At 71.4% G+C, this 19,866-nt stretch carries 17 protein-coding genes; 8 read left to right on the forward strand and 9 right to left on the reverse strand.

Annotated features, from left to right (window positions below; translation table 11 throughout):
* The first annotated feature begins 262 nt into the window (after nucleotides 1-262).
* From OG245_RS03740 to OG245_RS03750, 3 genes are read left to right on the forward strand one after another with little or no spacing between them, the layout of a single operon-like run.
* Nucleotides 263-697: a hypothetical protein gene (locus OG245_RS03740; protein WP_371622116.1), complete on the forward strand. Its 435-nt coding sequence runs from the start codon at nucleotides 263-265 to the stop codon at nucleotides 695-697.
* Complete coding sequence (locus OG245_RS03745) at nucleotides 694-2,583, forward strand: GMC family oxidoreductase (protein ID WP_371622117.1); 1,890 nt, start codon at nucleotides 694-696, stop codon at nucleotides 2,581-2,583. The genes OG245_RS03740 and OG245_RS03745 overlap by 4 nt, the downstream gene beginning before the upstream one ends.
* Nucleotides 2,580-3,422 (forward strand): hypothetical protein, encoded by an 843-nt coding sequence (locus tag OG245_RS03750; RefSeq protein ID WP_371622118.1) that lies wholly within the window; start codon nucleotides 2,580-2,582, stop codon nucleotides 3,420-3,422. The genes OG245_RS03745 and OG245_RS03750 overlap by 4 nt, the downstream gene beginning before the upstream one ends.
* Nucleotides 3,423-3,521: 99 nt before the next feature.
* On the opposite strand, the gene OG245_RS03755 is transcribed toward OG245_RS03750, so the two are convergent.
* The 3 genes from OG245_RS03755 to OG245_RS03765 form a co-directional block, all read right to left on the reverse strand.
* A complete protein-coding gene (locus OG245_RS03755) occupies nucleotides 3,522-4,961 on the reverse strand; it encodes an exo-alpha-sialidase (protein ID WP_371622119.1) in 1,440 nt (479 codons plus the stop codon).
* A gap of 48 nt (nucleotides 4,962-5,009) precedes the next feature.
* Nucleotides 5,010-6,008 carry an acetylxylan esterase gene (locus OG245_RS03760; protein WP_371622120.1) on the reverse strand — a complete coding sequence of 333 codons (999 nt, stop codon included), beginning with the start codon at nucleotides 6,006-6,008 and terminating at the stop codon, nucleotides 5,010-5,012.
* Between the two features lie 159 nt (nucleotides 6,009-6,167).
* The gene (locus OG245_RS03765) at nucleotides 6,168-6,899 is read right to left on the reverse strand and encodes a FadR/GntR family transcriptional regulator (protein ID WP_371622121.1); all 732 of its coding nucleotides are present in this window, start codon (nucleotides 6,897-6,899) and stop codon (nucleotides 6,168-6,170) included.
* Nucleotides 6,900-7,073: 174 nt separating this feature from the next.
* Here OG245_RS03765 and OG245_RS03770 point away from each other — a divergent pair, with 174 nt between their 5' ends.
* The 5 genes from OG245_RS03770 to OG245_RS03790 all read left to right on the forward strand — a co-directional run bounded on the left by OG245_RS03770 (nucleotide 7,074) and on the right by OG245_RS03790 (nucleotide 13,647).
* A complete protein-coding gene (locus OG245_RS03770) occupies nucleotides 7,074-8,669 on the forward strand; it encodes an ABC transporter substrate-binding protein (RefSeq protein WP_371622122.1) in 1,596 nt (531 codons plus the stop codon).
* A 113-nt stretch (nucleotides 8,670-8,782) separates the two neighbouring features.
* Nucleotides 8,783-9,733 (forward strand): ABC transporter permease, encoded by a 951-nt coding sequence (locus tag OG245_RS03775; RefSeq protein ID WP_371622123.1) that lies wholly within the window; start codon nucleotides 8,783-8,785, stop codon nucleotides 9,731-9,733.
* 1 nt (nucleotide 9,734) lies between these two features.
* Nucleotides 9,735-11,708, forward strand: a complete 1,974-nt coding sequence (locus tag OG245_RS03780) for a dipeptide/oligopeptide/nickel ABC transporter permease/ATP-binding protein (RefSeq protein ID WP_371622124.1) — start codon at nucleotides 9,735-9,737, stop codon at nucleotides 11,706-11,708.
* Complete coding sequence (locus tag OG245_RS03785; RefSeq protein WP_371622125.1) at nucleotides 11,705-12,712, forward strand: oligopeptide/dipeptide ABC transporter ATP-binding protein; 1,008 nt, start codon at nucleotides 11,705-11,707, stop codon at nucleotides 12,710-12,712. The genes OG245_RS03780 and OG245_RS03785 overlap by 4 nt, the downstream gene beginning before the upstream one ends.
* Nucleotides 12,709-13,647: a dihydrodipicolinate synthase family protein gene (locus OG245_RS03790; RefSeq protein WP_371622126.1), complete on the forward strand. Its 939-nt coding sequence runs from the start codon at nucleotides 12,709-12,711 to the stop codon at nucleotides 13,645-13,647. Before OG245_RS03785 ends, OG245_RS03790 begins: the two co-directional genes overlap by 4 nt.
* Before the next feature lie 40 nt (nucleotides 13,648-13,687).
* On the opposite strand, the gene OG245_RS03795 is transcribed toward OG245_RS03790, so the two are convergent.
* The 6 genes from OG245_RS03795 to OG245_RS03820 all read right to left on the reverse strand — a co-directional run bounded on the left by OG245_RS03795 (nucleotide 13,688) and on the right by OG245_RS03820 (nucleotide 19,830).
* Nucleotides 13,688-14,368 (reverse strand): ThuA domain-containing protein, encoded by a 681-nt coding sequence (locus OG245_RS03795; RefSeq protein ID WP_371622127.1) that lies wholly within the window; start codon nucleotides 14,366-14,368, stop codon nucleotides 13,688-13,690.
* Nucleotides 14,369-14,394: 26 nt separating this feature from the next.
* Entirely contained in the window at nucleotides 14,395-15,405 is a 1,011-nt protein-coding gene (locus OG245_RS03800; RefSeq protein ID WP_371622128.1) for a hydroxyacid dehydrogenase, read from the reverse strand.
* Between the two features lie 21 nt (nucleotides 15,406-15,426).
* On the reverse strand, nucleotides 15,427-16,326 hold the full coding sequence (locus OG245_RS03805) for a carbohydrate ABC transporter permease (RefSeq protein WP_371622129.1): 900 nt from the start codon (nucleotides 16,324-16,326) through the stop codon (nucleotides 15,427-15,429).
* The gene (locus OG245_RS03810) at nucleotides 16,323-17,219 is read right to left on the reverse strand and encodes a carbohydrate ABC transporter permease (RefSeq protein ID WP_371622130.1); all 897 of its coding nucleotides are present in this window, start codon (nucleotides 17,217-17,219) and stop codon (nucleotides 16,323-16,325) included. Before OG245_RS03810 ends, OG245_RS03805 begins: the two co-directional genes overlap by 4 nt.
* Nucleotides 17,220-17,324: 105 nt before the next feature.
* Nucleotides 17,325-18,629 carry an ABC transporter substrate-binding protein gene (locus tag OG245_RS03815; protein WP_371622131.1) on the reverse strand — a complete coding sequence of 435 codons (1,305 nt, stop codon included), beginning with the start codon at nucleotides 18,627-18,629 and terminating at the stop codon, nucleotides 17,325-17,327.
* 121 nt (nucleotides 18,630-18,750) lie between these two features.
* Nucleotides 18,751-19,830 carry a substrate-binding domain-containing protein gene (locus OG245_RS03820; RefSeq protein WP_371622132.1) on the reverse strand — a complete coding sequence of 360 codons (1,080 nt, stop codon included), beginning with the start codon at nucleotides 19,828-19,830 and terminating at the stop codon, nucleotides 18,751-18,753.
* Nucleotides 19,831-19,866 lie beyond the last annotated feature (36 nt).

A 19,866-nucleotide genomic window follows, 5' to 3' on the forward strand; every position in this document is an offset into this window, starting at 1 on the left:
TCGTGCTTCGCGCCGACCTGATCCGTGTGTCCACAGTCGTGGCTGTCGGTGATGCTGTCGATCGCGCCCCGGGACGCCACGGGGATCCGTCGGTGAGAGCCCTCCCGGCATGACCGGTGGAATCGTGATTCCGGTCAATGGCGGGAGAGTTCCGGCCGCACGGCGGAGGGGGCGCATGGCCGACTCCTCGCCGGGGCAGGGCTGATCGCCGTGACAGGCCGATGGCCCTCGTCGCAGGAACGGCGTCGACGAAGGGATCGCGGTGAGTTCAGCCGGGGGCGCGAACGGGCACGCCGGGGACGAGGGCTGCGGGGTGGAGGAGTTCCTCGGGCTCTCCAGCCGCCTCACCGGCTTCGGCGTCGAGGAACTGCGCGCGGACGACTTGGCGCCGGAACTCCTGGCGGTGGTGCTGGAGCAGGTCGGCGCCGAGACCTACCGGCGGCTGGCCGCGGCGCCCGACGCGCGCGACGAGGAGCTCGTGGCAGTGGCGGAGGCTCTCATCCGCCTGTGGTACACCGGCAGTTGGCAGGGACCGGCCGGGGGCGGTGGGCCGTTCCTGGTGTCGCCTCGGGCCTACGCGGGCGCCCTGGTGTGGCGGGCCATCGGTGGGCACGCCCCGGGCACCTCCGCGCCGGGTTTCGGAAGCTGGGCGGAGCCGGCAGAGACCGCCGGTGCGGGAGCCGGGCGGCGGCGATGACGGAAGAGGACCGGTATGACGTGATCGTGGTCGGCGGTGGTGTCGCGGGCTCGCTCGTGGCCCGGCATCTGGGCGACCGGGGCCGCCGTGTCCTCGTACTGGAGGCCGGCGCCCGCGCGGTCGACCAGGAGCAGGGCCATCGTGAGGCCGGGGGACGCTTCCTGGCGGCCTCGGCCAAGGTGCCCGGATCGCCCTACTCCCCGCACGAGGCGATCCCGTGGCCCGAGGTCGGTGACCTGACCGGCACGGACGACGGTGGATACCGCTCCGAGGGGTACCTGATCCAGCGCGGCACACTCCCGTACGCCAGCGGATACGTGCGGGTCAACGGCGGCACCGGCAACATCTGGACCGGGCTCACCCCACGTATGCTGCCCGAGGACTTCGACACCGAGGCGTTCGGCTACGGCCGCAGCTGGCCACTCGCCTACGCGGACCTAGAGCCCTACTACCGCGCGGCGGAGTTCGCGATCGGGGTGGCGGCGGACGTCGACGAGCAGCGCGGCGCAGTGGGCCTGCCGTTCCCCGAGGGCTATGTCTTCCCCATGCGAGGTCTGCCTCCCAGCCGCGTCGACACCGTGATGGCCGCACGTCTGGACGGCCGCCGGGTCAGGGAGCCCGGCGGCGAGGAGCTGGTGGAGCTGCGGGTGGCGGGCACCCCACAGGGACGCAACGGCGTCCCCGATCCTCGCTACGGGGGCGGCGCCGGCTTCGAGCCCGTCGGTGCGCACGGACGTCCCGAACCGGGCAGCCGTTGCCTGGGCAGTGCGTCCTGCATCCCCCACTGCCCCTCCCACGCCAAGTACACCCCCCTCAAGACGCAGGCCCGCTGGGCCCCGTCGGTCACCCTCCAGGACCGGGCCGTGGTCAGCCTGGTCCTCGTCGACCCGGCCGGCCGGGCCACCGGAGTCGAGTACCTGACCTATCCGCGGACCAGCGGCGTCCGGCGGAGGGGGCAGGCCGGGGCCGTCCGCCGGACGGTGCACGCGGACGTGGTGGTGTTGGCAGCACACGCCATCGAGAACGCCAAGCTGCTGCTCCTGTCCGGCCTCGGCAACCGCAGCGGACAGGTGGGGCGGAACCTGATGGACCATCCCGTCCTGCTGACCTGGGGACTCCTCCCGGAGCAGGTGGGCCCCTACCGGGGTCCCGGTTCCACCTCCGGCCTCGAAGGGTTCCGGTCCGGCCCGTCCCGCCGTCTGCGTGCTCCGTTCCGCATCGAGATCGGCAACTGGGGCTGGGTGTGGGCGAAAGGCTCGGTCGACACGGACGTCGTCGAGCTGATGCGTGCCCCGGGACCTCACCGGCCCGGTCTGCGGGGCCGCGAGCTGAGGCGAGCGGTGGCCGATCGCATCGGACGGCAGTTCACGCTCCAGTTCGAGATGGAGCAGAGTGCCGACCCCGCCAACCGGGTGACTCTCGACCCCCGCCACCGCGACCGGCTCGGTCTGCCGCGCCCCGTGGTGACCTACAGCCTGTCCCCGCACGTGAAGGAAGGCATCGCGGCGGCCAAGGCGGTGTCCGACCAGATCTTCACGCTGCTGGGCGCCGAGGACCACACCGTTTTCGAGGCCGCCGACTGGCCCGGCCGGTTCGAACACCGGGGCCGGACCTACGGCTACCGGGGCGCGGGCCACGCCGCCGGCACCCACATCATGGGCGCCGGTCCGACCACATCGGTCGTCGACCAGTGGCAGCGCTGCTGGGACCACCCCGGCCTCTACGCGGTCGGCTGCGGCAGCATGCCGTCGGTGGCCACCTCCAACCCGACCCTGACCATGGCCGCACTCGCCCTGCGGAGCGCCGAGCGGATCGAAGCCGACCTGGCCGAACGCGACCGGCCCATCACCGTGACCGCCGACCGCGCCTCCGGAGCCGCCTCGTGAGCCCACTGCCCCTGCCGCCCGTCGCGGCGCCCTACCAACTGCCCTTCCACTACGGGGCGCTGCACAACATCGGCCTGGACTACCTCGTCGGCCCTGATCCGGTGCGCGAGGTACTGGCGCAACACCATCCGGCCCTGACCGCGGCGGACTTCGACGGCCAGTGCCTGGTCTCGCTGAACTACCAGCTGTATTTCGCGCAGTACCAGTCCGGCGGGGGCATCACCCAGGAGATCGAAGTCAACATCGTCGCCTACCCGACCGCGGCGGCGCGGCGGATCCCAGAGGTGAGTTACCAGCAGTACGCCCAAGGTCAGGACCAGACCAAGCTGCTCGGCATCGCGCGTATCCACGTGCTGTGCGACAACGCCCTGGCCATCGACGCCGGACGCACCCTGTACGCGGAACCCAAGTATCCCGGTTGGTTCGAGGCGGAGATGCCCTCGCTCAACGGCCCGGCGGGCGACACCTGGAGCATTCGCTGCCACGCCGCCGAGGCAACGGCCGACGGCGGTATCGCCCGTCTGGAAACCGAGCTGTTCTCCTTCAGCGCCCAGTTGGGCCGGCTCACGTCCTCTCCCGCGAACAACACCCCGATCACCGGGTACGGCACCGACTCCACGGGCGCCGCACTCGCCGGCCCGATGAACGTCTACCAGCCCTATCGCTGGTACGACCTCAGCGGCCAGGCGTCCGCGTGCTCCCGGCTCACGGTGCACGACCCGGCAGCCGACGTCGGCCGGGACCTCCTCCGTCTCGTCCGCGACACACCCGCTGCCGGAGCGTGGACCTTCCAGTCACCCCCCGTTGCCGCACACAACCGCCCCTACTACCTCGGATGACGGGCCCGTCCCGTGGCCGTCGGCGCGCCGACGGCGGCGATGCGCGCCCCCTCTCGACGGCATCCGCTCCCGTCCGGCGTGGCGCCCGGCCGGGGGCTGCTACGGGGTCACGGTCACCGAACGGCTTCCGGATGCCTGCTTGCCGTCGGCCCGGTAGGTCACGGTCAGTTCGGCGGTGCCGGACGCGCCCGCCGGGACCGTGACCGGGACCTTGATGTTCGCGCCCTCACCGGGCCGGAGCGCCGGGAACGCCACCTGCCTCGTGCTCCAGCCGGCGGGCACGGTCAGGTCGAGCGTGCCCGCGCTGCGGGTGACGTCCATCCGGTTGACGACCCGCACGGTCACCTCGGTGGCCGTCCCCGCCTTCAGCGTGGCCGGGGGCGTGATGGTGAGGTCCGCGCAGGTGCCGCCGAGCCACTTCAGGTCGAAGGAGGCGTAGGTGATGTGCCGGTAGTCGTCGCGCTCGTAGAGCAGCCCGAGCCTGCCGTCCGGCAGCCGGGTCAGCGTGGAGTAGGCGGCGCTGCCGGGGTTGACGACCTTCCGGATCGGCCAGGTCTTCCCGTTGTCACAGGACATCTTCACGGTCAGGTTCTTCCGTGCGGTGCTGTCGGTGTTGCTGAACAGCAGCCAGGACGCCTGGGGGTGGGAGGCGGGGACGTCCGGGGCGTACCGGATGACCGAGCCGTTGTTCGCCGGGTCGCGCAGGTTGGTGTCCTGGGTGAACGGTGTGTAGGTGACGCCGCCGTCGCTGGAGTACGCGACGGTCCGGTAGGGCGCGGAGCGGTTGTTGAGCATGATCCGGCCGTCGCTGAGCTCGACGGTCTTGTTCTCGTCGCCGCCCGGTCCGACCGGGTTGCCCGTCTTCCAGGTCGCGCCGTGGTCGTCGCTGTAGGCGCTGACGGCGTAGTTGGCGCCGTTGTTCCGGATGGCGTACTGCTGGATCAGCCGGCCCTTGTACGGGCCGTTGCGGACCTGGATGCCTTCGCCGGAGGCCGCGAACACACCGGCCCAGGCGGGGTTCTTGACCTGCTTCGTGATGCGGCGGTGGGTCCAGGTGACGCCGTCGTCGTCCGAGTAGCTGTAGTCGGCCTGGAGGATGTCGGGGTCGCTCTCGTCGTTGCCGGTGGCCGAGCCGAAGAAGCCCTGGTTCACGGAGCCCGCGTAGAAGACGAAGATCCGGCCGGTCGTGCGGTCGACGAGGAGGCTGGGGTCGCCGAAGCCCTTGGGGGCCGCCTCCTTGCGGACGACCTGCTGACTCCCCCAGGTGGTGCCGCCGTCGGTGCTGCGCCGTACGACGACGCCCAGGTTGCCGGGCAGGTCGCCGACCGTGGGGCGGGTGTCGTAGGCGGCGATCACCGTGCCCCTGACGGAGGTGGTGAGTGCGGGGATGCGGTAGTGGGGGGATCCGACGCCCTGGGTCGCGATGTCCTGGGAGGTCAGTTCGCCGGGGGCGGCGGCCGGTGCGCCGTGGGCGGTGCCGGCGGTGGTGCCCACCAGGAGGGCGGCGGACAGCAGGGCGACGGTGACTCTGCGCTGCATGGACGATCTCTCTTCTCGTGAGGGGAGACGTGCGGACGGAGCGGTCGGTCAGGAGCGTCCGGCCGGGTGGACGGCGAACAGGGCGCGCACCCATGCCAGTTGTTCGGCCCGGTGGTGTTCGGCGCCGCCCTCGTGCCCGTTGAACTCGTAGACGCGCACCTCCTTGGGGCCCGCGTACCGGTTGTAGGCCGTGAAGCAGGTGGAGGGCGGACAGATGTCGTCCGCCATGGCGACGGAGAACAGCGCGGGGGCGGTGGCCCGGGTGGCGTGGTGGGCCCCGTCGAAGTACGACAGGGTGCGGAACACCGGCTCGACGCGGTCGCGGTGGAGCCGGAGGTAGGCGGCGATCTCGGTGTACGGGGGTGCCGCGGCGATCCGTGCGGCCCGGGGGATGTTGCACAGGAACGGCACGTCCGGCATCACTCCGGCGAGCCCCGGCACGAGCCCGGCCACGGCCAGCGCGATGCCACCGCCCTGGCTGACCCCGGTCACCACGATGCGGGCGGGGTCGACCCCGGGGTGCTCGCGCATCGCCTGCACGCAGCGGACCGCGTCGGTGAACACCCGCCGGTAGTAGTGCGTCGCGGGGCTCTCGACGCCCCGGGTCAGGAAGCCCGGCACGGCTCCGGCGGATCCCGGGTCGGTGTCGGGGGTGTCGCCGGTCGCCGAGGACCAGCCCTGGCCGCGGGTGTCCATGACCAGGTGCGCGTATCCGGCGCAGGCCCACGTCAGCTGTTCGTGGGCCAGGCCCCGGCCGCGCCCGTAGCCGAGGAACTCCACGACGCAGCCGAGCGGCCCGGTGGCCCCGGCGGGCATCCGCAGCCACCCCCGTACGGGACGGCCGTCGTGGCCGGGGACGCTCACGTCGTAACAGCGGACCTGGACCAGCCCGCTGTCGACCTCGTCGAAACGGGGCTGCCGGTCCGGTGCGCCGCCGGGGCCCTCTTCGTCCAGGGTGCCCGACCAGAAGGCGTCGAACCCGTCGGGAAGCGGCAGTTCGGGCCGGTAGGCGCGGCATTCCGCGAGCGTGAGATCGGCCGACGGCATGGCGGTGCCCTCCTGGAGGGGACGAGGGAAGCGACAGGACAGAAGACGTCAGATGTCCTGATGCACACCAGACCGTAGGGAGCCGCGGGGCCGCCCGTCAAGAGCCGGGCCGCCCCGCGCTCCTGCCCCGGAGACCGGACGGGAGCGCGACGGCCCCGATCAGCCCTCGCTCCCCCTGTCCGCCCTGGCTTCGGCGATGCGGCGCCTGACCGGGGCGTAGTGCTCACCGAGGGCCTTCAGGAACGCGGTGACGTCGCCGGCGCGGGCCGCGTCCACGATGCTCTGGTGGGCGGCGACGGTCTCCGCCTCGTCGGCGTGCGTGAACCCCTGCAGATGCGGCGCGACGATCGTGTAGACGTCCCAGAAGGCCATCGAGAGCTGACCGATCAGGTCGTTGCCGAGCGGTGCCACGAGCAGCGCGTGAAAGGCCCGGTCCGCCGCGACGAAGCCGTGCCCCTCGCCCACACCGGTCTCGCGCATGGTCGCCACCAGGCCGTCCAGCCGGTCCAGCTCCTCGGCGTCCAGCGAGGAGATGATCCGGTCGGCCATGCCCCGCTCGAAGAGCTCGCGCACGTCGACGAGGTCGGCCATCACCTGGAAGTCGTCGTCGGGCGAGAGCAGGCCGCGGAAGGTGAGGCTCTCCACCAGCGCCGACATGCTCAGCCGGCCGACGTACGTCCCGTGGCCGTGGCGGACCTCGACGATGTCGAGGGCGGCGAGGATCTTGACGGCCTCGCGGACGCTGGAGCGACTGGCGCCGAGCGCCTCGCACAGGGCCGGTTCCGTCGGCAACGGGTCCCCCGGGCGCAGCCGTTCGTCGAGGATGTACCGCTTGATGCCCTCGACGACCTCCTGCCGCAACAGGGTGCGACCGGGTCTCGTGCCGGACATAGGTGAACTCCCCACCTCTTGACCCCTCTCGATTGTCAAGCTACGTTCCCACGCTATCAAGGCATCAGACATCTGACGTCTTATGCTCACGCCGCACAGGCGTCCCGATAGCCCCCGATAGCCTTCGAAAATCCGTTCTCCACCCATTCCTCACCAACGTCCTTTGGAGGACCCGTGCCCGAGCTGAGGCCAGCAGGCGTCGAGCGCCGCACCTTCCTGCGTTACACCAGTGCCCTCGGCGCGGCAGCCGCCATCACGGCAGGCCTTTCGGCGTGCGGCGGGCCCTCCTCCACCGCCGGTGGAGCGGCCGGAAAGGGCGATGGCAACGGCACCATCGAGGCGGGTCTGTCGTACCCCCTCTCGACCGGTTTCGACCCGATGATCACGTCGGGCGCCACCCCGTACGCCGCCAATATGCACATATTCGAGGGGCTCGTAGATCTCGATCCCGCAACACTCGTGGCACGCCCCGCGCTCGCCACCGAGATGCCGAAGAAGATCAACGCCACCACCTACCGCGCCACCCTGCGCGACGGCGCCACCTTCCACGACGGCTCACCGGTCACCGCCGAGGACGTCGTCTTCAGCTTCGAACGCATCCTGGACGAGAAGAACGCGTCGCTGATGGCGCAGTTCGTGCCGTTCATCGACACGGTCACGGCGGTCGACGCGAAGACGGTCGAGTTCAAGCTCCGTTACGCCTTCGCCCTCTTCCCCTCCAGGATCGCGGTGGCCCGGATCGTCCCGAAGAAGATCGTCGAGGCGGACGTCAAGGGCTTCGACGCCAAGCCGGTCGGCTCGGGGCCGTACCGGTTCGTCGAGGCGACCCGCGAGGACAAGATCGTCTTCGAGAAGTACGCGCAGTACAACGGCCCGCACCCGGCCAAGGCCCGGAAGATGGTCTGGCGCCTGATGTCGGACCAGTCGGCCCGCGTCAGCGCGATGGAGTCCGGCCGCGTCCAGGCGATCGAGGACGTCCCCTACATCGACGTCCAGCGGCTCTCCGCCACCACCAGGACCGAGTCCGTGCAGTCCTTCGGCCTGCTCTTCCTGATGTTCAACACGGCCGACAAGCGCTTCGCCGACAAGCGGGTGCGCCAGGCCCTGCACTACGCCCTGGACACCGAGAAGATCATCAAGACCGCGATGGTCGGCAACGCGACGGCCGCCACCGGCTACGTCCCCACCAGCCACCCCGACTACCACCAGGCCGCCACCGCCTACACCCACGACGTGGCGAAGGCGAAGAAGCTGCTGGCCGAAGCGGGCGTGGCCAAGCTGAAGTTCACCGTGCTGACCACGGACACCGGCTGGGTCAAGGACATCGCCCCGCTGCTCAAGGAGAGCTGGGCCGCGGCCGGCATCGAGGCCACGCTGAACATCGCCCAGTCCGCCGCCCAGTACGCCAAGGTCGACGGCGGGGAGTTCGAGGTCATGGTGGCCCCCGGCGACCCCTCGGTCTTCGGCAACGACGTCGACCTGCTGATGCGCTGGTTCTACTACGGCTTCTGGCCGGAGAAGCGCTACGGCTGGTCCGGCTCCCCCGCGTACAAGAAGGTCAAGCAACTCCTCGACAAGGCCGCCCAGGCCGCCGACGAGGCGACGCGCAAGCGGCTGTGGGGCGAGATCACCGACCTGGTCGCCGACGAGGCCGCGCTCTACCCGATCCTGCACCGCAAGCTGCCCACGGCCTGGAACGAGAAGGCCCTGCCCGGCTTCGAGCCGCTGCCCACCACGGGCCTGTCCTTCGTGGGCGTCGGCCGCGCCTGACGTCCGCCCGGTCCGGGCCGCCACCTCAGGTCCTGTCGTCGGACAACGGCAGTTGGACGACAGGACCTGGGCGGCCCGGACCCGCCCTCCGCCCGATCGCAAGGAACCCGACGATGGTTGCTTTTCTCCGGCTCGCGCTGCGCCGCGTCGCGATGATGCCGGTGATGGTTCTCGGCATCGCACTGCTGGTCTTCGTGGTGCTGCAGTTCTCGCCGGCCGACCCGGCCTACAACGCGCTCGGGGAGAGCGCCAGTCCCGAGGCCAGGGAAGCCTTCGCGGAGGCCAACGGGCTCAACGACCCGTTGCCGATCCGCTACTTCGACTTCCTCGGCCAACTGCTCCACTTCGACCTCGGGATGACCGTCCCACCGAGCCAGCCGGTGATCGACCGGATCACCGCGGCGTTCCCGCTCACCCTCCAACTGACCTTCCTCGGGCTGTTCCTCGCGGTCACGCTCGCCGTCATCGGCGGCGTCCTGGGCGCGATGTACCGCGACCGGTGGCCCGACCAGCTCTTCCGCGTGCTGTCCATGGCCGGGGTCGCGATCCCCTCCTTCTGGCTCGGCGTCCTGCTCATCCAGCAGTTCGCGCTGAACACCCGGATCTTCCCGACCGGCGGATACACCAACCCCGCCGACTCGTATCGCGGCTGGCTCACCACCATGGCCCTGCCCGCCGTATCGCTCGCGGTGCCGGTGGCCGCGTCGCTCGCCCGGCTCGTCCGCACCTCGATGGTCGCCGAACTCGACCGCGACTACGTACGCACCGCCCGGGGCAACGGCCTGCCGGTGTTCCTGGTGATCCGCTCGGTGCTGCGCAACGCGCTGGTCACCCCGCTCACCGTGCTCGGCGTCAAGGTCGGCTATCTGCTCAGCGGCGCCGTCGTCATCGAGGCGATCTTCGACCTGCCCGGCATGGGCAAACTCATCCTCGAAGGTGTCACCGGCGGCGACGTCGCCCTGGTCCAGGGCACCGTGCTGACCATCGCCATCGCCTTCCTGGTGGTCAACGTCGTCGTCGACCTGCTCTACCTGCTGGTCAATCCGCGCATCAGGACGGTGTGACATGTTCGCCACGAGCCGTCTGGCCAAGAAACTCTCCCGACCGGGCATCGCCTTCCGCGCCCTGCCGGTCACCTCCCGCGTCGCCCTCGGCGTCCTGCTCGTCGTCATCCTCGGCGCCGTGTTCGCCCCGCTCCTCACCCAGGACCCGCTGACCACCGGCACCCCCGTCCAGGCCCCGAGCGCCGACCACTGGTTCGGCACCGACCGGGCCGGCCGCGACGTCTTCGCCCGCGTGGTGCACGGGTCGCGCTACTCCCTGGTCATCGGCCTCGGGGCGACCGCCGTCGCCCTGATCGCCGGGGCCGTCCTCGGCTCGCTCGCCGCCACCTCGCGCAGGCTCGGCGACGAGTCCGTCATGCGGACGCTCGACGTGGTGATGTCGTTCCCGCCGATCGCGCTCGCGGCCGTCCTGGTCGCCGTCTTCGGCACCAGCGTCCCGGTGATCATCTTCACCATCGCCTTCGTCTACACCCCCTCGCTCGCCCGCGTCGTCCGCGCCAACGTGCTGGCCCAGTACGGCGAGGACTACGTCGCGGCCGAGAAGGTCATCGGCGCCCGGCGCGGGTACATCGTGCTGCGCCACGTCGCCGTCAACTGCATGGCGCCGGTCATGGTGTTCGCCACCGTCATGGTCGCCGAGGCGATCATCTTCGAGGCCAGCCTCTCCTTCATCGGGGCCGGCGTGCAGGACCCCGACCCCAGCTGGGGCAGCGTCCTCGCCTACGGCCGGCAGATCCTCCTGGCCGGCGGCTGGTGGGCCACCTTCTTCCCGGGCCTGGCCCTCCTGATCACCGTCCTCGCGCTCAACATCCTCTCCGAGGGGCTCACCGACGCCTCCGCCGCGCCCAGGAGCGCCCGCACCTCCCCCGCGCCCACCGCCACCACGGCGCCCGACCCGGTCGAGGCCGCCGCCACCGTCGACATCGACGCCGCCCTCGACAGGCTCGCCCGGCACATCGACGCCACCGGGCCCGCCGTCACCCCGGTCCGCGAGGACGCCGAGGAACTCCTCGTCGTCCGCGACCTGGCGATCCGCTTCCCCGACCGCTACGGCGACATCCCCGTCGTCGACCGGCTGAACTTCACCGTCCACGAGGGCGAGACCCTCGGCCTGGTCGGCGAGTCCGGCTGCGGCAAGTCCATCACCAGCCTCGCCGTCATGGGCCTCCTCGCCCGCAACGCCGAGGTCACCGGCGAGATCCTCTACCGGGGCCGGGACCTGCTGAAGCTCCCGCCCAAGGAGCGCCGCGCCCTGATGGGACCCGAGATCGCGATGGTCTACCAGGACGCGCTCTCCTCCCTCAACCCCTCCGTGCTCGTCGGCACCCAGCTGAAGCAGCTGACCTCGCGCGGCTCCACGAAGACCCCCGCCGAGCTCCTCGAACTCGTCGGCCTCTCCCCCGAACGCACCCTGCGCAGCTACCCGCACGAACTCTCCGGCGGACAGCGCCAGCGGGTCCTCATCGCCATGGCCCTCTCCCGCAGCCCGCGCCTGCTGATCGCGGACGAGCCGACCACCGCCCTCGACGTCACCGTCCAGGCCCAGGTCGTCGAACTCCTCATCCGGCTCCGCGACGAGCTCGGCTTCGCCATGGTGCTGGTCTCCCACGACCTCGCCCTGGTCGGCGACCTCTCCCACCGGGTCGCCGTGATGTACGCGGGCCGGCTCGCCGAGGTCGGCGACACCCGGTCCGTCCTCACCGGACCCGCCCACCACTACAGCCGCGGCCTCCTCGGCTCCGTCGTCTCCCTGGAGGCCGGCGCGGACCGGCTCCACCAGATCCGGGGCGTCGTCCCCGCGCCCCAGGGCTTCGGCGAGGGGTGCCGCTTCGCCGGGCGCTGCGGAGCCGCCACCGATCTCTGCCGCACCACGACACCCGCGCTCACCCCGCGCGGCACCACGGACGACCACGGCTTCGCCTGCCACCACCCGGCCAGGACGACCGCCGAGGAACTGGAAGGGAGCGCCCTGTGATCAGGCTCGACGGCGTCCACGTACGCCACAAGGCACGCAGCGGCGGGATCTTCTCCCGCGATGCCGTCCACGCGCTCACCGACGCCACGCTGAAGGTGGAGCGCGGCGAGATCGTGGGCCTGGTCGGGGAGTCCGGCTGCGGCAAGTCCACGCTCGCCCGCGTGCTGACCGGACTCCAGAAGCCCACCGAGGGGGAAGTCCTCTTCCACGGGCGCGACCTCTGGAAGATGTCCGGCGCCGAGCGGCGCGACGACTTCGGTTCGGCCGTCGGCGTCGTCTTCCAGGATCCCGCGACCGCCCTCAACCCCCGCCTCACGGTCAGGCAGATCCTCCGCGATCCGCTGGACGTGCACCGGCGGGGCACGCGGGAGGCGCGCGAGGCCCGGGTGGAGGAGCTGCTCGACCTGGTCGGGCTGCCCGGCCACACCCTCGCCGCCCTGCCCGGACAGCTCTCCGGCGGCCAGCGCCAGCGCGTCGCCATCGCCCGCGCCCTGGCCCTCGAACCGGAGCTGATCGTCGCCGACGAACCGACCTCCGCGCTCGACGTCTCCGTACGCGCCCAGGTGCTCAACCTCCTGGTCGACCTGCGCGAACGCCTCGGCCTGGGCATGGTGTTCATCAGCCACGACATCCAGACCGTCCGCTACCTCGCCGACCGCATCGCCGTCCTCTACCTCGGCCGCATCGTCGAGGAGGGCCGGGCCGCCGACGTGGCGGGCTCCCCCGGGCACCCGTACACCGAGGCGCTGCTCTCCGCCACACCCAGCCTGCTGGAGGCGACGGAACGCATCGTGCTCACGGGCCCGGTGCCCTCCGCCACCAACCCGCCGACCGGCTGCCCGTTCCGCACCCGCTGCTGGAAGGCCGACGACGCGTGCGCCGAGGTCTTCCCGGTGGCCACGTTCGGCCCCGCCGACCACCGCCGGCACTGCGTCCATCCCCAGAACTCCGTGTCCCCCTCGGGGGCACGGACCTCCGTACCGCCCGCAAGGAGCACCGCATGACCGTCCCCTCCTCCGTGTACTCCGGAGTGATCCCGCCCGTCGTGACCCCGCTCACCGCGGATGGCGAGCTCGACCGCGCCTCGCTGGAACGGGTCGTCGGCCATCTCCTCGACGGCGGAGTCAACGGCCTCTTCGCCCTGGGCAGTTCGGGCGAGACGGCCTACCTGACGCCGAACCGGCAGGACGAGGTCATCGAGGTGATCACCGCGACGGCGGCCGGCCAGGTCCCGGTCCTCGTCGGGGCCATCGAGACCACCACCGACCGGGCCGCCGAGCGGGCCCGCGCGGCGGCGGCCCTGGGCGCGGACGCGGTCGTGGCCACCGCGCCCTTCTACACGCGCACCCATGTCACCGAGATCGACCGCCACTTCCGGGAGCTCGCGGCGGCGGTGGACCTGCCGCTGCTGGCGTACGACGTGCCGGTCTGCGTCCACAGCAAGCTGGACCCGGAACTCCTGCTGCCGCTCGCGGCGGACGGGGTGCTCGCCGGGGTGAAGGACTCCAGCGGGGACGACGGCTCGTTCCGACGCCTCGTCATCGAGGCCCGTGACCTTCCGGGGTTCTCGGTGCTCACGGGCCACGAGCTGGTGGTCGACGCGATGATGCTGAGCGGCGCGCACGGTTCCGTGCCCGGCCTGGGCAATGTGGACCCGCACGGCTATGTGCGGCTGCACGAGGCGGCGGTGAAGGGCGACTGGGCCACCGCCAGGGCCGAACAGGACCGGCTCGTCGGCCTGTTCGACATCGTCCGCGCGGCGCGCCCCGGCACGGCTTCGGCGACGGCCGCGGGGCTGGGGGCGTTCAAGACGGCCCTGATGCTGCGCGGGATCATCGAGACCAACGTGATGAGCGCGCCGATGCGCCGCCTGGACGAGGCGGAGACGGCGTCGATCGCGGCCTGCCTGGAGCTGGCGGGGCTCTCCCTGGCCCGGTAGGTACCAGCGGCCCACGCCCCTGGGCGGCCGGTGCAGGACGTCAGGCGGTCGCGCCCGTCGCCCAGCACAGGCCGCCCAGCAGGTGGCGGCGGAAGGCCGGGTCGCCGTAGGCCTCGTCCGCGTGGCCCAGCGACGTGTAGAAGGAGCGGCCCGCGCCGGCCTCCCCGCACCAGACCAGGGGGTGGTCGGAGCCCATGCCGCCGCCCTCGTAGCCGGTCTCGTCGACGGTGGCGAGGACCCGTACGCCCGGGCGGCGCGGGTTGGCCCGGAAGTCGTACCACTCGTCGCTCCACTCCCACCGCGCCGGCAGGTGGGCCGTCGCCGGATGGCTCCGGTCCTCCACCAGCACGGTGCCGGGCTGGAACGCGGGATGGCCCCCGAAACGCGCACCGAGCAGTTCGCCGTAGTACGGCCAGCCGTACTCGGTGCACGCGGCGGAGTGGACGCCCAGGAAGCCGCCGCCGTCCGTGACCCACCGCTGGAGCGCGGCCCGCCCCTCCTCGGTGAGGACGTCGCCGCTCGTGGACAGGAAGACCACCGCGCCGCGTCCCGCCAGGGAGGCGTCGGTGAAGACCGCGGGGTCCTCGGAGGTCTCCACCGTGAAGCCCTCCTCCTCGCCCAGTTCGCGCAGAGCGGTGCGCGCGGCGGGGATCGACGCGTGCCGGTAGGCCGTCGTACGGGTGTAGACGAGGACGTCCGACAGGTGGCCGGTCAGGGGCATGCGGTTGCTCCGGTTCTCTCGCGCGATCAGGCCGAGGTGGTCAGGGCGGCGCGGGTCACCGCGTGGGCGAACTCCTGCCCGGCGCAGTAGCGTTCGACCTCGTCGAGGGCGCTGCGGGTGATGCGCTGGAGTTCGCCGCCGAGCGAGCCGGCGATGTGCGGGGTCAGCAGGACGTTCGGCAGCGAGTACAGGGGCGACGTGGCGGGCAGCACCTCGGGGTCGGTGACGTCCAGGACCGCGTGGACGCGTCCCGACAGGGCCTCGGCGGTGAGGGCCTCGGTGTCGACGAGCGAGCCGCGTCCGGTGTTGACGAGGGTGGCGCCGTCACGCAGGAGCGACAGTCTCCGGGCGTCGAGCAGGTGGTGGGTCTCGGGCAGGGCGGGCGCGTGGAGCGAGACGACGTCGCAGGCGCCGAGCATCTCGTCGAGTCCGACGAGCCGGGCGCCGAGCGACCGGGCCTCGGCGGGGTCGAGGTGGGGGTCGGCCAGCAGGACGTCGAAGTCATGGGGGCGGAGCAGCTCCAGCACCCTGCGGCCCACCAGGGACGCGCCCACCAGGCCGACCGTCCTGCGGTAGTTGCCGAAGCCCGGGAAGTGGGCCGCCCAGTCCAGGACCTCGCGGTGTTCGCGGTAGAGCCCGCCGATCTCCCGTACGCGCTTGTTGGCGAAGAGGATGGCGGCGAGCGTGTACTCGGCGACGGGTACGGCGTTGGCGGCTGCCGCGGTGGAGACGCGGATACCGCGGTCCCAACAGGCATCCGTCACATGGTGTTTGACGCTGCCCGCCGCGTGCACGACCGCCTTCAGCGCGGGCATGCGGGCGAGGGCGGCGGCGTCGAGCGGTGGGCATCCCCAGGACGTGATCAGGAGCTCGACGGCCGCCGGGTCCGGCACCGCGACGAAGGTCTCGGCGACGACGTGCGGGTCGATGTCGACCTGGCGGGTCAGCCGTTCGAGCGCGGCCGGGGTGAAGAGGGCGTCGCGGTGCCGGCGGCCCATGGCGAAGAGGGCGCGCGGGCGGGACGGAGTGGATGGCATGGGGATCCTCATGACGATGGCCTACTTGACGGCGCCGGCGGTCATGCCGGACTTCCAGAATCGCTGGAGCATCAGGAAGAGGACGACCAGGGGGACCACGGACACCAGCGATCCGACGATCGCCAGGAGGTAGTCCTGCGGGTGGCCCTGGGAGAGCGCGGACGAATACCACACGTACAGGCCGAGGTTGACCGGGAAGAGGTCCTCGTCGGACAGCATCACCAGGGGCAGGAAGAAGCTGTTCCAGATCTGGGTGAACTGGAAGAGGAAGATGGTCACGAAGCCGGGCGCGACCATGGGCAGGGCGATCCGGCAGAAGGTCCTGAACTCGCCGGCCCCGTCCACCCGGGCCGCTTCGAGGACCTCCCCGGGGACGTAGGACGCGCTGAAGACCCGGGCCAGATAGACCCCGAACGGGAACACGAGGCCGGGGATGAACACGCCCCAGAAGCTGTTCACGAGGCCGACCTCGGCGGCTATCAGGTACAGCGGGATCGCCATCGCGGTTCCGGGCACCATGACGCCGAGCAGGACGAGGGAGAAGATCCTCTCCTTGCCGGGGAAGTCCAGTTTGTCGAACGCGTACCCGGCGGCCACGCTGAACACCGTGGCGAGCAGCGCGCCGACTCCTGCGTACAGGACCGTGTTGAGCAGCCAGCGCAGGAAGATGCCGTCGTCGACGTCGAACAGGTACTGGAGGTTGTCGAGGAGCGCGAAGTCGTCGCCCGGTGCGAAGCCGTTCGTGGCGAAGAGGTCCTGGCGGCTCTTGGTGGACGACAGGACCAGCCAGAGCATCGGCAGGAGGGTGTAGAGGGCGGCGAGCCCCAGCATCGCGGTCACGCCGGCCCTGGACAGCAGGACCGAGGGACGCCGGCCGGGGCCGCGCGGGGCCGGGGCGGTGCGTGTCGTGGGCTGGGTCACGGCTTGCTCCTGCTGCGCGAGAAACGGGTCACGAGGAAGGACAGCACCGCGGCGAACACCGCGATGAGCAGCGAGGCGGCCGCCGCCAGACCGAAGTTGTTGTGGGTGAAGGCTGCGGTCTGGACGAACATGTTGGGCGTCCAGCTGCTGCCGATCGCGCTGGAGGCGCTGTAGATGACCTTCGGTTCCGTGAAGAGCTGGACCGATCCGATGACGGTGAACAGCACGGCCAGCGCGATGGCCGGGCGGATCATCGGCACCTTGATCGACAGGGCGGTGCGGATGCCGCCCGCGCCGTCGATCCTCGCCGCGTCGAGAGTCTCGCCCGGCACCGCCTGGAGCGCGGCGTAGAAGATGACCATGTTGTAGCCGATCCACTCCCAGACGGCGATGTTCGCCGCGGAGAACACCGCGTTGTCCGCCGAGAGGAAGTCGATGTCGAGGCCGCCGGAGGCGAGGAAGTCGGTCACCGGGCTCAGCCCCGGCGTGTACAGGTAGACCCAGATGAGAGCCGCGATGAGTCCGGGCACCGCGTGCGGGAGGAACAGCGCCAGCTGGAAGAAGGCCCGCGCCTTGGCCAGTGCCGTGTCCAGCAGCAGGGCGAGCACGAGGGCGCCGCCGATCATCACCGGGATGTAGACGGCGATGTACGCGGCGATCGTGACGAATCCGCTGCGGAACGCGGGGTCGGACAGCGCCTGGACGTAGTTGTCCACTCCGGCGAAGACCTCTTCCGCGCCGCCGAAGCCGAGTCCGGAGGTGCGGGTGGTGAACAGGCTCATCCAGCCCGCGTAGGCCAGCGGGGCGATGGTGACGGCGGTGAAGAGAGCGAAGAACGGTGCCAGAAGCAGCGCGGCGGTACGGCGCTGGGCGCGGGCTGACGGGGTTGCCATACCGGGCCTTTCTCGAGGAGAGCGGGAAGGTGCGGGGAGCGGGCCGATGCCGGCCTCGTCGGGTGGGTCGGGCATCGGCTCTGCGGTTCGGCGTCCGGAACGCCCCTACTCGGCGACCTTCATCCCGCGGCGTTCCATGTCCTCGACGGTGGCCCGCTGGGCCTCGGCGAGGACGTCGACGAGCTTCGTCCCGCCGTCGGCGACCTTGGGAAGCCGGTCGACGACGGCGGTGTTGGTGGTTCCCATGACGGGGCCCCACGTCCAGCCCGGCACGATGGACCTGTACGACGCGCTGCCCACGGCGTAGATGTCCTGGCCGCCGAAGTAGTCGGTGGGGAAGGCGGACTTGGTGACCGGCACGAGACGGGGGTCGGCGGGGAACATGCTGCTGGTGCCGGTGGAGACCCACGCCTTCATGCCCTCGGGGTCGGTCGTGATCCACTTGATGAACTCGGCGGCGGCCGCGGCGTTCTTCGCGCCCTTCGGGATGACGAAGGAGGAGCCGCCGTACATGGCGGACGCCGGCTTGCCGTCCCAGGTGGGGACCGGGGCGACGGACCACTTGCCCTTCTGGTCGGCGACGGTGGCCTGTTGGGCTCCGGCGCACCAGCTCGCGCAGACGTAGGCGACGGTCCGGTCCTGCTGGACGCTCGTCCAGAACGGGTCGAGCGAGCCGAGGGAGTGGACGAGGTCCTGGTCCGCGAGGTCGCCCCAGTAGTCGGCGACCTTCCGGGAGGGCGCGTCGGTCAGCGACACCTTCCAGGCGTCCTTCTCCGTGTCGAACCACTGCGATCCGGCCTGCTGGGCGAGGGCGGTCAGCAGGCCGGGGTTGTCGGTGTACAGGACGCCGCCGCGGGCCTTCGGATCCGCCTTCCTCACCTGTCCGGTCATGGTCCGGTACTCGGCCCAGGTGGTGGGGACGTCGATGCCGTGGGACGTGAAGAAGTCGTTCCGGTAGAACATCATCAGCGGGGCGGCGTCACGGGGAACGCCCCAGGTCTCGCCGCCCAGTTGGACCAACTCCCGGGTCGCCGGCGGGAAATGGTCCTCGACCAGCGGGCCGAGCCGGTCGTCGAGGCCTTCCAGTTTGCCCTGCGTGGCGAATTCGGGCAGTTGGGCGAACTCGGCCACCGCGACATCGGGGACGGTCCCGGCCTTCACGGCGTTCGTGAGCTTGGAGTAGTACTCCTGGCCCGACGGCACCGCCTCGAAGGTCACCTCGATGTCCGGGTGGGACCGGTTGAAGGCCTCCGCCACCTCGTCGGAGCCCTTGACGAAGGACCAGAAGGTGACCTTCCCCGTGCCCTTCTCCGCCGCGGGTTTCCCGCCGTCCGAGTCGCCACATCCCGTGGCGAGCAGGCCGAGGGCCGCGGCGGAGCAGACCAGCGCTGTCAGCCGTCTACGAAACATGATGTGCCACCGATCGTTTGCTTGGGTGTCACAGCAATCATTCGTTACGTACGACATCGCGTCAATGCATTCGCTTTCGTTTTTTGGGAAACGAAAGCGAATGCATCACTTGCTCACGCGTTCACCCGCGCCGGGCGCCGCAGGACGCCCGTACCCGCAGTTCGGGGCGGAGCAGGATCTCCGCCTGGGGCGTGGCGGGGTGGGACAGCCGGCGCACCGCCAGGTCGAGGGCCCACGCCCCCACGGCCTGCTTGGGGGGAGCGACCGCGGTGAGGGGTGTCTCGCTCAGCTCGGCGACCTCGTCGTCGTAGGTGACCAGGGCCAGGTCCTCCGGCACCCGCAGCCCCCGCGCGCGCAGGATGCCGACGAGCGCGATGGCGTCGATGTCGTTGTGCACCAGCGCCGCCCGGACCTCGCCGGCCTCCACGGCCCGGATCACCTCGTCGAACCGCCCGTCGGCCGGGGCCGCGTCACCGCCGGTGACGATGCGGTACTCCGGCCCCGGCCGCAGCCCCACGGACGCCACGGCTTCGGCGTAACCAGCGCTGAGGTGCGCGGTGTTCGGGCTCTCGACCCGGGCGACCAGGGCCACCCGGTCGTGCCCGAGCCCGGCGAGGTGGCGTACCGCCAGCGCCGCACCGTAGGCGTGGTCCGACGCGACCTGCTCCAGCCTGCCCGCCTTGATCCCCGCCCTGCGCTCCACCAGGACGGCCGGCACCTCCAGGCCGCTCAGCCACCGCTCGGCCTCGTCCACCGGACGCAGTCCCGGGTGCAGCATCAGCAGCAGGCCGTCGATGCCTCCGGCCACGAGCTGGCGGACCTGTTCCTGGTTCTCCGACAGGGACTCCCCGGAGACGGCCAGCACGACCCGCACGCCGAGCGAGCGGGCCGCGTCCTGGACTCCGCGGATGACCTCCGCGTAGTAGTAGCCGCCCGGGGGCACCACCAGCCCGACGGCGTACCGCTCCGTCGCGGACGGCGGGGCGACGACGGGCGTCTCGACCGGGGCGGGGCCCGCCGGTGCGAGGGCCCTGGCACCGCCGTGCACCCGGGTCAGCAGCCCTCGGCCCGCCAACTCCCGTACGTCCTGGCGCAGGGTGACGGCGGAAACGCCCATCTCCTCGGCCAGTGCCTTCACGGTGATCGACCCCTGGCGCTCCACAGCGCGCAGAATCGCTTCCCGGCGCTCGTCAGCCAACACCTTCGGTCCCCTCTCGGTAGCGAGTGAGTCACAGCC

It is taken from the genome of Streptomyces sp. NBC_01116, from assembly GCF_041435495.1.
Taxonomy (GTDB): domain Bacteria; phylum Actinomycetota; class Actinomycetes; order Streptomycetales; family Streptomycetaceae; genus Streptomyces.

Excerpts from the sequence above, each read along its gene's own strand:
- OG245_RS03745 (WP_371622117.1), top strand. The coding sequence starts at position 694 with ATGACGGAAGAGGACCGGTATGACGTGATCGTGGTCGGCGGTGGTGTC.
- OG245_RS03755 (WP_371622119.1), bottom strand. The coding sequence starts at position 4,961 with ATGCAGCGCAGAGTCACCGTCGCCCTGCTGTCCGCCGCCCTCCTGGTG.
- OG245_RS03760 (WP_371622120.1), bottom strand. The coding sequence starts at position 6,008 with ATGCCGTCGGCCGATCTCACGCTCGCGGAATGCCGCGCCTACCGGCCC.
- OG245_RS03765 (WP_371622121.1), bottom strand. The coding sequence starts at position 6,899 with ATGTCCGGCACGAGACCCGGTCGCACCCTGTTGCGGCAGGAGGTCGTC.
- OG245_RS03775 (WP_371622123.1), top strand. The coding sequence starts at position 8,783 with ATGGTTGCTTTTCTCCGGCTCGCGCTGCGCCGCGTCGCGATGATGCCG.
- OG245_RS03780 (WP_371622124.1), top strand. The coding sequence starts at position 9,735 with ATGTTCGCCACGAGCCGTCTGGCCAAGAAACTCTCCCGACCGGGCATC.
- OG245_RS03790 (WP_371622126.1), top strand. The coding sequence starts at position 12,709 with ATGACCGTCCCCTCCTCCGTGTACTCCGGAGTGATCCCGCCCGTCGTG.
- OG245_RS03795 (WP_371622127.1), bottom strand. The coding sequence starts at position 14,368 with ATGCCCCTGACCGGCCACCTGTCGGACGTCCTCGTCTACACCCGTACG.
- OG245_RS03800 (WP_371622128.1), bottom strand. The coding sequence starts at position 15,405 with ATGCCATCCACTCCGTCCCGCCCGCGCGCCCTCTTCGCCATGGGCCGC.
- OG245_RS03810 (WP_371622130.1), bottom strand. The coding sequence starts at position 17,219 with ATGGCAACCCCGTCAGCCCGCGCCCAGCGCCGTACCGCCGCGCTGCTT.
- OG245_RS03815 (WP_371622131.1), bottom strand. The coding sequence starts at position 18,629 with ATGTTTCGTAGACGGCTGACAGCGCTGGTCTGCTCCGCCGCGGCCCTC.